Genomic DNA, 14784 nt, shown 5'->3' with positions numbered 1-14784 from the left:
TATGAAATTATGGTCAATTTTTGGATTAAGTTTGGGTATGAGTTTGGCTGTACAGGCGCAGGCAGTAACTGTTGCTACAAGTTTCTCTATCCTTGAGGATATGGTGAAAAATGTGGGTGGAGATGAAGTGAAGGTGGTTAACTTTGTCGGTCCTGATATGGATATCCATAGCTATGAGATTAAGCCAAGTGATGCTAAATTACTTTCTAAAGATGTTAAGGTATTGTTTACCAATGGATTGGAACTTGATAACTGGGCAAATCGGCTTGCCAAATCATCTAACTTTAAAGGTAAGATAGTGGCTGTGTCTGATGGCATTCAGAAGCAAAAACTCTCAGAAGAGGTTTTAGGAGAGGAAGATCATGACCATGAACATGAGGGGCATGACCATGAAGCACATGACCATGAACATGAGGGGCATGACCATGGAGCACATGACCATGAACACGAGGGACATGGCCATGAAGCACATGACCATGAACATGAGGGACATGACCATGAACATGAGGGACATGACCATGCAGCAGAAGGTCATCATGATCACCATCATGGAGAGTTTGATCCCCATGCATGGCAAAGTTTGAATAATGCACAAGTCTATGTAGATAATATTGCTAAAGCCTTAAGTGAAGTGGACACTAAAAATGCAGCAACTTATGCTAAGAATGCGGCAGCTTATAAACAAAAATTACAGGCATTGGATAGCGATTTAAAGAAACAATTTGCAGCATTGCCAGAAAACCGCCGTTATTTAGTCACAACACACGATGCTTTGGGGTATTTTGCTCGTGATTATCAGCTTAAAGTCTTAACCCCATTAGGATTTACTACTACAGCAGAGCCTTCAGCTAAAGATGTTGCCACTGTAATTAAAGCAATTCGTGATGCAAAACTTCCAGCTGTTTTCTTGGAAAATGTACAGAATCGCAAGTTGGTGGATCAATTAGCCAATGAAAGTGGGGCCAAAATCGGTGGTACTCTGTACACAGATGCTTTAGCTGCAGAAGGCTTGGGCTCCACTTATTTGGGTATGATAGAGTCTAATGCTAAAACGATTTTAGAGGCATTGAAGTAAGTGATATTTTTATCGGGAAAATAGAATATTTCCCATCCAACCTAGGGTATTATCCTATTGTGATTGTTATATTTTGTTCTATTATATACATATTGTAATAAAAATATCCTAGTAGTCATGTTAATAATGTATCGATTCCCCTTGGAAGTAGTGCCTTACTTTAGAGTGGGGTATGTGCTTCAGAGCATCTCATTTACTTGAGGTGCTCTTTTTTTTGGCTCTTGGATGGGCCTGATCATAGACTTGGGCAAGATGTTGAAAATCCAATTTGGTGTAAATTTGCGTAGTGGAAATTTTTGCATGCCCCAACAATTCTTGAACTGCACGTAAATCTTGTGATGATTGGAGCAGGTGGCTTGCAAAACTATGGCGCAGTACATGGGGATGGATATTGGTAGGAAGATTGCTCTTAATACCTAACTTCTTAAGTTGTATCTGAACGACTCGGGGAGTGATGCGTGCACCACGTTCTCCTAGGAACAAAGCAAACTCATCCTGTACTGGAGTGCTAGGTTTGACAAGAAGGGGGCGTTTACTTAACCAATGCTTAATTGCCTGTACTGCTTTTTCTCCAAGAGGCAATAAACGTGTTTTTTTGCCTTTACCAACAACTGTAATTTCATGTTCAGCGAGATTAATCCAACCTTGAGACTCATAGGAGTCTGTTTTGTGAAATTGGGTATCTACACTGACAAGCTCAGATAAACGTAAGCCACTAGAATAAAACAGTTCAAACATGGCTTGATCTCGAGCAGCTATGGCATCATTACCCTCTAACTGAAGACCAGTATCAAGCAATGTTTTAGCTTGATCTGCGGAGAGGGCTTTGGGTAGAGAGCGAGGCACTTTGGGTGTTTTGACGCCTACTGTGGGGTTGATTTTTAAATGTTTTTGAATACAAAACCATTTATAAAAGCTACGCCATGTAGATAGAATGCGTGCTAGTGAGCGAGGACTATAGTCTTGGGCATGTAATCGTGCAATTGCTGAACGCACTTGAGGATGGGAAATGTCAGATAAAGCCACATCAGGATAGAGTGCAGTCAGCAGAGAAATATCACGCTGGTAAGCTGCTAACGTATGGGTGGAATAACGTTTCTCATTGCCTAGAAATGATAACCACTGCATCACTTCAGAGGGAATGGGAATGGTGGTATCTGACATTTTGGTAACCCCCCTTACAGAACTTCCGGAATGGTTTAGCGTCTTATTTTGCTGGGTCTAACAAAGAGTGATTGTCCTTAAGAGTAGGCTCTGTATCCTCATTGAGTACTGGATAATCATCGGATTGAAGAGATGGTTCATCCGTAGGCTCTAATACAGGATAATCATTAATCAAACTAGGTTCATTATCTTCAGTGAGTACAGGAATATCATCAATCTCTGTGTCAAAAGATTTGTCAGTAACGTGAAATTCCTCTGTTTCTTCATCATTGATTTCAGTATCCCAGTTATCTACTGGCGTATCATCCATCACAATTGGTGCAATACGTGAAATAGCAGCACTAGCAAGATAGCCTAGAGTCTCTAAAAAAATCACACCCATGCCTTCATAAAAATGATTGGCATCTTTACTTGCAAAAATTAATGCACCTATGACTTGATCATTAACGTGCAGCGGAGCTACCGCAATGGAGGCAGCAGGCTCACTAAGCCAAGCTGATAAGCCCGCATGAATGTTTTTGCCTGTATAGGGTTGCGAGAGTGATTGGATATATTGCTGAACCTCTTTGTTATCTTCAAGTTGATAATCCTCAAGGTTCTCAAGTCCCCAGAGTAACAACTCTACCTCTAATTCAGGGAATGCATCTTGTAGACCTGTCACGATTGAGGCAGGGATAAGTTCGTTTTCTTTTTGAGCTAGTAACGAAGCACACCAGTCGGTAATGGTGTCACTAATACCTTGATTCTCATAAGCTAGATAACCTAAATCTTGGAGATTCTGGTGTGAATGCTTAAGTTGTTGGCGAAGAGTATTTACCTGATGTTCTAGTAGTGAAAGTACTCCAGGACCATCAGGATTGGGTACTGTTATTTCTGCAAATATATCAGCATGCTCTGCTAAAAATTTAGGATTATTTTTTAAAAACTCAGCAATAGCTTCGGGAGTAAAAACAGTCTCTGTCATGGATTTAATACCTGTGCTGGAATGGATTGGAGAAGAGCGTCAATATCAATAGTGCCTTCATAAACAGTTGTGGCTGATCCAGTCATGATGATGGAATGTCCATCATAGGCAATGCTTAAGTCGCCGCCGCGTGTGTGAACTTTTACAGGACTTTCAAGAAGACCTCGACGTATACCTGCTACTGCAGCAGCACATGCACCTGTACCACAAGCAAGCGTCTCTCCTGCCCCACGTTCGTATACTCGGAGATTAATTTCGTGGGCATTGAGTACTTGCATAAAACCAGCATTAACACGGTTTTTAAAGCGTGGGTGGCTCTCAATAAGCGGACCTTGAACAGCAACAGGAGCTGTTTTTACATCATCTACGACTTGCACTGCATGAGGATTAGAAATACCGACAATGGATAAATTTACCTCATCACCATTTGCCAGAGGCAAGTGCCACAGTGTATCTTGCCCGCAGGAGGTAGACCGTAAGCCATCAACATCGAAAGCAATGTCCTGTGGGTTAAAACGGGTTTGACCCATTTCGACACTGACTGTTTGATTGTCATGTTCAGTGAGGGTAATCAACCCTGTTGCAATCTCGGCTTTGAGCGGGTTGCGACCTGAAAGTTTTTGCTCATGGACAAAGCGCACAAAACAACGAGAACCATTACCACAATGCTCTACCTCACTACCATCTGCATTAAAAATGCGATAGCGGAAGTGGGCTTCGGGGTGGCTTGGATCCTCAACTAATAAAATTTGATCTGCACCTATGCCAAATTGGCGGTGTGCAATAGCACGTGCTATTGCCGGGGTGATGTGAATAGCTTGGCGTACGCCGTCAAGAACGACAAAGTCATTGCCAACACCGTGCATTTTAGTAAAGTGCCATTTCATTGATGTCACCCTAGTTTTTGTTTGAGTAATTCGTTGACTTGAGCCGGATTAGCCTTGCCCTTGGCTGCTTTCATCACTTGACCAACAAGAGAGTTAAAGGCCTTTTGTTTGCCCGAACGATACTCTTCGACAATAGCTGCATTTGCTGCAATCACTTCATCAATCATCGCGCTGATGGCACCAGAGTCACTGATTTGTTTGAGTCCCTTGGCTTCAATAATCGCGTCTACATCGGCACCATTTTCTCCTGCCCACATTGCTTGGAAGACATCACGAGCAATTTTGTTAGAAATGGTATTGTCACTAATACGAGCAAATAGTTTGGCTAATTGTGCTGGAGTGACAGGGCATTGGACAATGTCCAGCTCATCCCGATTAAGGCTGGCCATCACTTCGCCCATCACCCAGTTGGCAGCTTGTTTAGCCTGGTCTTTGCCGGCCTCTGCTACGATTTGTTCAAAGTAATCTGCAACAGGGCGGCTAAGTGTAAGCTGGGCTGCATGATAAGCGGATAAGCCTAAATCGCTTTCATAACGAGCACGACGCGCAGCAGGTAGTTCAGGCATTTCATTGCGGACTTTGTCCATCCAGTCAGCAGAGATAACCAAAGGAGGTAAGTCTGGGCAAGGGAAATAGCGGTAGTCATGAGCATCTTCTTTACTACGCATGCTACGAGTTTCATCCTTGGCTTCATCATAAAGACGAGTCTCTTGGACAACGGTACCTCCATCTTCGATAAGCTCAATTTGACGGCGCGCTTCAAATAAAATTGCACGCTCTAGGAAGCGGAAAGAGTTTACATTTTTAATCTCAGTACGAGTACCGAATTCTGTATCACCCTGACGTCGCACAGATACGTTGGCATCGACACGGAAAGAGCCCTCTTGCATATTGCCATCGCAAATACCTAACCATACTACAAGACCATGCAACGCACGTGCATATGCTACTGCTTCTGCTGCAGAACGTAGTTCAGGTTCAGTCACAATTTCCAATAAAGGTGTGCCAGTACGGTTTAGGTCAATACCAGTAGAGAGTTCACCGAGTGGGCCGGTAAAGTCATCATGCAGCGATTTACCAGCGTCTTCTTCAAGATGAGCACGAGTGAGGTTAATAGTTTTTTCCTCTTCACCCACAAAGAAACTTAATTTTCCTCCAACTACCACAGGCAATTCATATTGACTAATTTGGTAGTTTTTAGGTAGATCAGGGTAGAAGTAATGTTTGCGTGCAAATACTGAAAGAGGGGCTACCTTGGCACCAATCGCTAAACCAAAGGCAATCGCCTTTGCTACTGCCTCACGGTTCATTACCGGTAAACTACCAGGCAATGCCATATCGACAAGATTAGCTTGTGTATTGGGGGCGGCGCCAAAGGCTGTGCTGCTGCCAGAGAAAATTTTTGATTTGGTTGAAAGCTGTACGTGAGTTTCTAAACCAATAACAATTTCCCAACTCATTATTTCACCTCCGCTTGACGCAAATGCCAATCAGTATGTTGTTGGAAACAATCGCCAACAGCGAGTAACTGACCTTCTTTAAAGTAATTGCCGATAATCTGTAAGCCAATAGGGCGTTTACCATTGGCACCGCCAAAGCCACATGGGATAGAGAGAGCAGGTAAACCAGCTAGACTTACTCCGAGGGTATAAATATCAGCAAGCCAGTCAGCAGTGACATCTTCTTTGTTGTCGCCAATATTTTTTGCAACTGTTGGTGTCACAGGGCCCATGATGACATCACATTGGTTGTTAAGGGCCGCTTGGAAATCATTGGCAATCATGCGACGAATGCGTTGGGCTTGAAGGTAATAAGCATCATAATAGCCCTGCGATAATACATAAGTACCAATCATAATGCGGCGTTGTACTTCAGGACCAAAACCCTCTACACGAGAACGGCTTACCATTTGCTCCAAACCGGAATATTCCTTGCTACGGTGTCCATAGCGGACCCCATCATAACGAGAGAGATTGCTAGAAGCCTCAGCTGGTGCAATGACGTAGTAGGCTGGAATAGCAAGAGCTGTGCGAGGTAAAGAAATATCGACACGTTCAGCCCCTAAAGCAACAAACTGTGCAATCGCTTTTTCTACAGCCTCTTGCACTTCTGTACTAATACCTTCAGCAAAGTATTCCTTAGGTACGCCGATACGTAAGCCTTTAAGCGGTAAGCTACTATTTGCTTGGAATGCTGTAGTTGCCTGCTCAAAATCTTTTTTAACACGACCTTGGGTATTTGGTGTGCCATCACAATTCATCACACTAGTGGAGTCTTTCTCATCGAAAGAACTCATGACATTAAGCAGTTCAACTAAATCGCGAGTGTTACGTGCAATAGGTCCGGCTTGATCTAGACTGGAGGCAAAGGCAATCATACCAAAGCGAGATACGGTACCATAAGTAGGCTTAATGCCAGATACGCCACATAGAGCAGAGGGTTGACGTACAGAACCTCCTGTATCAGTCCCAGTAGCAGCTAATACAATACCTGCAGCAACGGCTGCTGCTGAACCTCCAGATGAACCGCCTGGTACAGCTTGTTCATCCCAAGGGTTTAAGCAAGGGCCGAAAGCAGAATTTTCATTGCCTGAACCCATAGCGAATTCATCACAGTTTAATTTACCGATATTGACACAACCTGCCTGAGCTAATAAATCAACGACAGTGGCGTCAAAAGGACTGGTATAGTTAGCTAGCATTTTACTTGAGGCAGTGGTACGCCAGCCTTTGGTCACAAAGACGTCTTTATGGGCGATAGGCAAACCAGTTAGGAAGCCTTGTGCCCCCTTGGCGATGCGCTCATCAGCTAGACGTGCCTGGGCTAAAGTAAGTTCTGAATCAATATGCAAAAAAGCATTAAGGCGCGAGAGTTGTTCTGCCTTGTTAATTGCTTCTTGTGCTAGTTCTACAGCACTGACCTGTTTGCTATCAAGTGCTGCTCGTACGGCTTGTATAGATTGGAAAGACATAATTACTCGATAACTTTTGGTACTAGGAATAATCCCTCTGATTCTGCAGGGGCGTTGGCCATCAAAGATTGACGGTTTTCAATGGAAGCAGTTTCAGTGACAACATCTTCACGTAAACGCAAACTGATTTCTTCGTGCACAGAAAGAGGGTGGGCTAGGGGAATGACACCGCTGGTATCTACTGATTGTAAAGCTTCAATCAATCCTAGCATGCTATTAAGTTCGTTTAGAGCCTTAGCTTGAGCCGCTTCGCTGAGTTCCAAGCGAGCAAGACGTGCAATTCGGCTCACATCTTTAGGTGTAAGTGACATAGACTGTAAGAAAAAAAGTCAATAAAAATTGTAAAAAAAGGAAATTTACCACTAAAGCTGGTATATAAAAGCCTTAGAAATGATAAAATTTCGGGATTCTGTTCATTATAAGTTAATATTAAGCAATATCCAATTTATAATACCCCATTGGACTTAATAACTTTAGCTCACCTCATTCCCTATATATAAATATGTTCCGATTTTTACGAAATTATTTATCTACCGATATGGCAATTGACCTCGGTACTGCAAATACCCTCATCTACGTGCGTGGCAAGGGTATTGTACTTGATGAACCTTCTGTTGTAGCTATCCGTCATGATGGCGGTCAAGGCCGTAAGGTTATCCAAGCAGTAGGTCATGCTGCAAAACAGATGCTGGGTCGTGTACCTGGCAATATTGATGCTATCCGTCCTATGAAAGACGGTGTAATTGCTGATTTCTCTGTGACTGAGCAGATGATTAAGCAATTTATTAAGATTGTAAACCCACGCGGTTTCTTTTCTCCTAGTCCTCGTATTATCGTATGTGTGCCTTGTGGTTCTACCCAAGTTGAGCGTCGTGCTATTCGTGAGGCTGCTTTAGGTGCTGGTGCTAGTCAGGTATATCTCATTGAGGAGCCTATGGCTGCTGCTATTGGTGCTGGTCTTAATGTATCCGATGCGAGTGGTTCTATGGTGGTTGATATTGGAGGTGGTACCACAGAGGTGGCGATTATTTCTCTAGGTGGTATGGTATACAAGGGGTCAGTGCGTGTTGGTGGTGACAAGTTTGACGAAGCAATTGTTAACTACATTCGTCGTCATCATGGCATGTTGATTGGTGATCAGACCGCAGAGATTATTAAAAAAGAAATTGGCTCCGCTTTCCTTGGCGGAGAGGTTCGTGAGATTGAGGTCAAAGGTCGTAACTTATCTGAGGGTGTTCCTCGGAGCTTTACAGTGACTTCTAATGAAATCTTAGAATCATTGACTGACCCTCTTAATCAGATTGTCTCTGCTGTTAAGATTGCACTTGAGCAGACACCTCCTGAGTTGGGTGCAGATATTACTGAAAAAGGTATTGCACTTACTGGTGGTGGTGCCTTGCTACGTGACTTAGACCGTCTCTTACAAGAGGAAACAGGTCTGCCTGTAATGGTTGCAGAGGATCCTTTAACTTGCGTGGTGCGTGGTTGTGGTGAAGCATTAGAGCACCTTGAGTTATTAGGTCCTGTCTTTATCACAGAATAATGATGATTAGGTATAGCACCCATGGTATAGTTACCTTGGGTGCTATTGTCTTTTTAGGTGACGGATGCAGCAAGAGAAGTCTTTGCGCCTATTTAAAAGAGGCCAAGCCTCTGGTGTTAAGCTGGCTTTTTTAGGCGTACTTTGCATTGTAATGATGATAGTAGATTCACAGACGAATCTACTCGTTTCGTCACGCAGGTTCATTGCTACAGTACTGACTCCCTTTCAAAAAGCAGCCCTTTGGCCACGCGATGTTGTCAAAGAAATTACCAACTGGTCTAATGCTGTTGAGCTGGCTAAAATCCAGACTGAAGAAACTCAACGTCAACGGATAGGACTAACGCAGCTTAGTGTGCAAGCGACTCGATTAGAAGCTGAAAATGCCCAATTAAGGCAGTTACTAGGCATCAAAAACTCTGTAAGTATTCCTTCCGTTGCTGTGCAAATCCTGTATGCAGCGGCAAATCCTTTACACCAGACACTCATATTGACCAAAGGGGCTAATGATGGCATTGCTCCTGGCATGCCTGTGATTGGAGAGGGTGGTATAGTAGGGCAGGTACAGCGAGTCACTTCTAGTACATCAGAAGCATCATTAATTACCGATGAGCGAGTCACAATGCCTGCTATTGTTGTGCGTAATGGTTTACGTGTTGTGGTGTATGGTACAGGGCATCCTGGTTTGATAGAGGTGCGTTATCTTGCTCAAGGAGCTGATATTAAAGAAGGTGATCAGCTGGTTACTAGCGGTATTGGTGGAGTATATCCCGCTGGTTTAGCTATTGGTCGAGTGAGTAAGATTGAAAATAATTCCGCACAAGGTTTTGTGAGTGCATTGGTAGAACCATCAGCGCACCCAGAGCAATATTTGCACTTTCTAGTTTTATTGACAGAGACTGACTCTCTCTCTACTGAGGAAAATGATGTTTCTGCCAGTGGTAATCCATTATCTGAAGCAGGTATTAAGTCAGTTGCTCCATCTACCAAGCCAGTGTCACCGATGAGTACATCGGTAGCTGTACCTGCTAAATCTGATGCAAAATCACTAACAGCTCCTGCACAATCACTTACTAAACCAAAGACAGCAAACTCCTCTAAAGCGGTAGATAATCAAGGAGTTCAGAATGACTAAATCTAATACTCCCATTCGCTCCCTACACCCTATTGATACGGGGGATGATGTTTTTCAAAGCTCTGGTAGTTTTGTTTGGGGAAGCATTTTTGTCACTTTTATGGCGTCTTTATTACCTTGGCGTGACTGGCCAGGTTCCCCTGATATTCTATTAGTTGTACTGGCGTTCTGGTGCGTCCATAGTGCTAAAGGCGTAGGCATGTTTGCTGCGTTTTTATTGGGTTTATTGATGGATGTTCATGATACTAATGTGTTGGGACGTCATGCTCTTTATTATGTGATTGTGATTTATTTTGTGATTAATATGCGTCGTCATATTGTCCAATTTTCTGTGTTTGCCCACTTTTTCTCTATGCTACCTGTATTTGTGTTGGCAGTTATTCCTGGTCGTATTTTTGAGGCATGGCTTGCTGGCGTATGGGCGGGCTGGGGCTGGCTATGGTCTGGCTTGATTACTGCATGTTTATGGTTTGTGGTGGATCTTTTGTTTAAGTTTCTCTCACATTCTCCCAAAGATGAGCATAAACTAGAGTAATAGGTGCGTTTATGTTGGAATTTGGCAAAAGCTCTGGCATTAATAGACGCAAATTGATTGTACGAATTATCGTAGCAAGTCTTTTTGTGTTGATGTGCTTTGGAGTGCTAATTTATCGTCTGTGGGTATTACAAGTGGAGCGCTACCAAGGGTTATCAGAGCGAGCTGAGCGGAACCGTATTTCCTTGGTGCCTATTCCTCCTCGACGAGGTGAGGTAGTGGATCGCAATGGAGTGGTATTAGCTAGAAGTTACCGTGACTATACTATTGAGATAACCCCTGCTCAAGTTAAGAAAATAGATGATGTCATTGCTGAGCTGAAGCAACTTATACCTATTACTGACTTAGATATTCGTCGTTTTCGTCGACGTTTATCTGGCGCTCCTCGTTTTGGCTCGGTTATTTTGCGTCACAATATTACTGATGAAGAAGCGGCCATTTTCGCTGCTCATTCTTATCGTTTTCCGGGTGTTAGTTTGAAAGCACGTTGGGTACGTGAATATCCACAAGGTGAATCGGCAGCCCATTTAATTGGTTATGTGGGGCGTATCTCGGAAAAAGATAAAGAGCAACTTGAAAAAGAGGGGCTAGAGGGTAATTATCGCGGCACTGATATTATTGGTAAGAAAGGGATTGAGGCGAGTTACGAACAGCAATTACATGGAAAGACTGGCTGGGAAGAGGTTGAAATATCGGCTTCGGGACGGCCTGTGCGTGTGTTAAAGCGGATTGATCCTGTCCCTGGTGATAACTTGCGACTCTCCATTGATATGGGATTACAACAGATGGTAGAGGGGATTTTTAAAGATCCCAAAAATCCTCAGCGTGGAGCATTGGTTGCCATTAATCCTAAGACAGGAGAGGTTTTAGCCTATGTGTCGGAGCCTTCTTTTGACCCTAATCTATTTGTGGACGGCATTGATGTAGAAAATTGGCGTCGATTAAATGAGTCTGCTGATGTACCATTGTTGGATAGGCCGATTTCAGGAACATTCCCTATTGGTTCGACATATAAGCCTTTTGTTGCTTTAGCAGCGTTGTCTTTAGGATTGCGTGATGCAGATACACGTATTCCTGACCCTGGCTATTTCGAGTATGGGAATCAACGTTTTCACAATGCAGGGCGTGCGGTTTATGGACCCACCGATATGCATAAGGCGATTATGGTGTCATCGGATACCTACTTCTTTAGTTTAGGACCTGTGATTGGGGTAGATAACTTGCATGATTTCACCCAGCAATTTGGGTTTGGTAAGCAGACAGGTATTGATTTACCAGGAGAAAAACGTGGTATTCTTCCCTCTAGAGAATGGAAACGTAAGGCATTTAAAGATCCCAAAAAGCAAACTTGGCATGTCGGCGAGACAATTTCTGTGACGGTGGGACAAGGATATAATGCCTTTACGATTATGCAGTTGGCACAGGCGACGTCTGTACTGGCGGCTAATGGTGTTTATATGCGGCCACACATTGTTCACTGGCTAGAAAATCCTGTGACTCGTAAAGCGGAGCAAGTTGTCAAAGAGCCTGAGTATACGATTGCACTTAAGCCTGAAAATCTGCAAGTAATTAAACGCGCTATGATTGATGTTAACCGTTATGGTACGGGTAGCCGAGTATTTGCAGGCGCAGCTTATCAAGCGGCAGGTAAAACAGGGACAGCACAAGTGTTTAGTTTGCGTGGGGCTAAATACAATGCCCGGGCTTTGAATAAGCGCCTGCATGACCATGCTTTATATATGGGTTACGCGCCAGCTAATAATCCTCAAATTGCAGTGGCACTAATTGTAGAAAATGGAGGTTGGGGATCTACTGTAGCTGCTCCTATAGCCCGCAAGGTGTTTGATTACTGGTTGTCTCCTAATCGCTCAGTACAGCCTGAATATGTGCCTACTTTCTACCAAGAAGAAGGCGAACCAGTTGAAGAGAGCTCTCCTGATACTGAGGTACCAGAGGAAACGCCTCGTAACCCAGAAGATAAAACCCAAGAGGCTATTCCTGAGATTTTTGAGCCACTTTCTCCTAACGCCGCTCAATCACGGGAGTAGAGTATGGAAATACAACACTATGATATTGTAGCTCTTCAAGGGTTTGTCTTTATGCCTTTAAGAGGGTTATATGCTTTATCCGTCAAAAAGGGGGGGGTATGAATAGGGCCTTAAATTCGGCAATGAATGCAGTAATACGTTATGTGGGATATGCTTTCAAGTCAATTGATTGGCCTTTACTGATTATTTTAGTGCTATTTGCAGGGTTGGGTATGGTGGTCATGCATTCCGCAGTAGGAGGGACGGATGGTCGTTTTGAAGGACAAGCACGTAACTTTCTTGTAGCTTTTGGTACCATGTGGTTTGTTTCACTATGGTCTCCTTCCAAGGTGATGAAAATTGTGATTCCTTTCTATGTGACTGGGTGTCTTTTGCTACTAGCTGTACTGTTATTTGGCTATACCAGTAAAGGAGCAACTCGTTGGTTGGATATTGGTTTTCTACGTATTCAACCATCTGAAATGATGAAGCTCTGTGTGCCTATGATGTTGGCTTGGTATTTTGACAAACATCGTAGCGACTTGAGAATCATGGATTTTATTGTGGCAGGAGTACTTCTCCTGGTGCCGTTTGTATTGATTATCAAGCAACCAGATTTAGGTACTGCATTACTCGTGTTTGCGACAGGCTTTTTTGTAATTTATTTTGCAGGGTTATCTTTCAAATTGCTAACTCCATTGTTTATTCTAGGGGTTGTTGGCATTGCTCTGATAATTCATTTTGAGCCTTTGCTATGCGAAACAGATTTTGACTGGGTTATCTTGCATGATTATCAGAAAACGCGAGTATGTACGTTGCTTAATCCGAATCTAGATCCTCTTGGTAAGGGTTTTCACACAATTCAAGGAATGATTGCCATTGGTTCTGGTGGTGTCTATGGTAAGGGTTATTTACAAGGAACGCAGACACACTTAGACTTTATTCCAGAACAGACCACGGACTTTATTTTTGCAGTGTTTGCTGAGGAGTTTGGGCTTTATGGTAGTGTGTTTCTGTTGATTCTTTATACCTTGTTGCTGGCTCGTTGCTTTGTCATCACACTCAAGGCCAAAACCCAATTTGGATCATTACTTGCTGGTGCTTTGACTATGATGCTGTTTGTCTATGTTTTTGTCAATATGGGTATGGTCATGGGCATTTTACCTATAGTAGGGGTGCCATTACCATTTATGAGTTATGGAGGAACAGCATTGGTGACACTAGGTATTGCATTTGGTTTGTTGATGAGTATTGCCAATTATACGCCACATAAACCCTCATAAAGCCCATTGATAATTTTGGCTACAGGGCTAGGAAGTGCTAGCTGTTGGCGGCAATCATACCAATGTGATTTAGGAAAGAAGCAGGGTTGTTCATTTAAATCAGGGCTGCCAATTTCATAGGGAAGCAGTGAGTCTTGTAAACCCAAGTTTCGCATGGTTGCATTCTTTTTTAATGAAGCCTGTTCTTGCTGTAATACGAATCCCTGATGTTGCTCGTCAGAGGGACAGAGCGTTACTAGGATGGGGTGTATCAATAGGCGATAATGCGAGAAGATATGCTCAAAACTTGCCATTTTAAGTGCAGATACATGAGGGTGTGTTGCTAACCAATGATTTACTTCCTGCTGTGTTGCTAGTTCTGGCAGTGATAGTAACCCTCCCCAGATTCCCTGTGCTGGGCGTTGCTGTAATAATATTTGCTGCCCATGCTGAATTACTAGCATAAAAGTCTCTCGTTGAGGGATAGCTTTTTTTGTTTTCTTCTCTGGAAATTGTGCTTGAGCCTGGTGAGCGTAAGCGTAGCAATCTGATTGTAGCGGGCACGCAGTACAGCTAGGCTTGGTACGGGTGCAAACCATAGAGCCTAAATCCATCAACCCCTGATTATAACGCCCAATTTCTGTTTCTCCTTGCACATTAGCATAAGCCTGCTGCCAGAGTTGTTTTTCCATTGCGGCACCATAGCCCGTGATACCGTAAAAGCGAGAGAATACGCGTTTGACATTACCATCCATAATAGGTGTAGAGGCATTAAAGCAAAAGGCAGCGATAGCATTGGCTGTTGACTTGCCTATACCCGGTAGTAGGGCTAATTCTTCAGGGGTTTGTGGGAAAAATCCACCATGTTGTTGCATCACTAATTGTGCGCAACGATGCAGGTTGCGAGCACGAGCATAGTAGCCCAGTCCTGCCCAGTAAGGCATAACCTCTTCCTGAGAGGCCTGTGCAAGATCAGCTACAGTGGGAAATCGTTTGATAAATCGTTCATAATAGGGGATGACTGTTCGGACTTGGGTCTGTTGCAACATAATTTCAGATAGCCATACCAGATAGGCATCATGTGTATTTTGCCAAGGCAAATGATGACGGCCAGATTGTTGTTGCCAAGTCTGTATGCGTTTTACAAAACTGATAGTGGATTGATGAGAAACCATTGCCTATCCGTGGGGAGTGTATTCACTGGTATAACCGGTGCTTTTACCA

13 protein-coding genes are annotated in these 14784 nt (G+C 43.4%); 6 read left to right on the top strand and 7 right to left on the bottom strand.

Translation table 11 applies throughout. The annotated features are described in order from the left end of the window. The first annotated feature begins 1 nt into the window (after position 1). Positions 2–1075, top strand: coding sequence for a metal ABC transporter solute-binding protein, Zn/Mn family (locus HKX40_RS04115; protein ID WP_171588292.1), 1074 nt, complete (start codon positions 2–4; stop codon positions 1073–1075). A 189-nt stretch (positions 1076–1264) separates the two neighbouring features. Here HKX40_RS04115 and xerC read toward each other — a convergent pair whose 3' ends face one another. The 6 genes from xerC to gatC are packed head-to-tail and all read right to left on the bottom strand — an operon-like array spanning position 1265 to position 7372. Next, positions 1265–2239, bottom strand: a complete 975-nt coding sequence (gene xerC / locus HKX40_RS04110) for a tyrosine recombinase XerC (RefSeq protein WP_171588291.1) — start codon at positions 2237–2239, stop codon at positions 1265–1267. Positions 2240–2282: 43 nt separating this feature from the next. Next, on the bottom strand, positions 2283–3203 hold the full coding sequence (locus HKX40_RS04105) for a DUF484 family protein (protein WP_171588290.1): 921 nt from the start codon (positions 3201–3203) through the stop codon (positions 2283–2285). Continuing rightward, positions 3200–4090 (bottom strand): diaminopimelate epimerase, encoded by an 891-nt coding sequence (gene dapF, locus HKX40_RS04100; RefSeq protein ID WP_171588289.1) that lies wholly within the window; start codon positions 4088–4090, stop codon positions 3200–3202. Before dapF ends, HKX40_RS04105 begins: the two co-directional genes overlap by 4 nt. Before the next feature lie 5 nt (positions 4091–4095). After that, the gene (gatB, locus tag HKX40_RS04095) at positions 4096–5550 is read right to left on the bottom strand and encodes an Asp-tRNA(Asn)/Glu-tRNA(Gln) amidotransferase subunit GatB (protein ID WP_171588288.1); all 1455 of its coding nucleotides are present in this window, start codon (positions 5548–5550) and stop codon (positions 4096–4098) included. Continuing rightward, on the bottom strand, positions 5550–7061 hold the full coding sequence (gatA, locus tag HKX40_RS04090) for an Asp-tRNA(Asn)/Glu-tRNA(Gln) amidotransferase subunit GatA (RefSeq protein WP_171588287.1): 1512 nt from the start codon (positions 7059–7061) through the stop codon (positions 5550–5552). Before gatA ends, gatB begins: the two co-directional genes overlap by 1 nt. 2 nt (positions 7062–7063) lie before the next feature. Continuing rightward, positions 7064–7372, bottom strand: coding sequence for an Asp-tRNA(Asn)/Glu-tRNA(Gln) amidotransferase subunit GatC (gene gatC, locus HKX40_RS04085; protein WP_171588286.1), 309 nt, complete (start codon positions 7370–7372; stop codon positions 7064–7066). Between the two features lie 191 nt (positions 7373–7563). On the opposite strand from gatC, the gene HKX40_RS04080 reads away from it, so the two are divergent. The 5 genes from HKX40_RS04080 (at position 7564) to rodA (ending at position 13581) form a co-directional block, all read left to right on the top strand. Beyond that, on the top strand, positions 7564–8604 hold the full coding sequence (locus HKX40_RS04080) for a rod shape-determining protein (RefSeq protein ID WP_171588285.1): 1041 nt from the start codon (positions 7564–7566) through the stop codon (positions 8602–8604). A gap of 64 nt (positions 8605–8668) precedes the next feature. Further along, complete coding sequence (gene mreC, locus HKX40_RS04075; protein WP_171588284.1) at positions 8669–9736, top strand: rod shape-determining protein MreC; 1068 nt, start codon at positions 8669–8671, stop codon at positions 9734–9736. Beyond that, positions 9729–10271 carry a rod shape-determining protein MreD gene (gene mreD, locus HKX40_RS04070; RefSeq protein WP_171588283.1) on the top strand — a complete coding sequence of 181 codons (543 nt, stop codon included), beginning with the start codon at positions 9729–9731 and terminating at the stop codon, positions 10269–10271. The genes mreC and mreD overlap by 8 nt, the downstream gene beginning before the upstream one ends. Before the next feature lie 11 nt (positions 10272–10282). Continuing rightward, a complete protein-coding gene (gene mrdA, locus HKX40_RS04065) occupies positions 10283–12319 on the top strand; it encodes a penicillin-binding protein 2 (protein ID WP_171588282.1) in 2037 nt (678 codons plus the stop codon). Positions 12320–12417: 98 nt separating this feature from the next. Beyond that, positions 12418–13581, top strand: coding sequence for a rod shape-determining protein RodA (gene rodA, locus HKX40_RS04060; RefSeq protein ID WP_171588281.1), 1164 nt, complete (start codon positions 12418–12420; stop codon positions 13579–13581). On the opposite strand, the gene mutY is transcribed toward rodA, so the two are convergent. Continuing rightward, positions 13557–14735 carry an A/G-specific adenine glycosylase gene (gene mutY / locus HKX40_RS04055; RefSeq protein ID WP_171588280.1) on the bottom strand — a complete coding sequence of 393 codons (1179 nt, stop codon included), beginning with the start codon at positions 14733–14735 and terminating at the stop codon, positions 13557–13559. The two genes, rodA and mutY, sit on opposite strands and share 25 nt — an antisense overlap. Positions 14736–14784: the final 49 nt, after the last annotated feature.

This window comes from Pelistega europaea, assembly GCF_013133775.1.
Classification (GTDB): Bacteria; Pseudomonadota; Gammaproteobacteria; order Burkholderiales; family Burkholderiaceae_B; genus Taylorella; species Taylorella europaea.
This window is presented reverse-complemented; position numbering and strand designations above follow the sequence as displayed.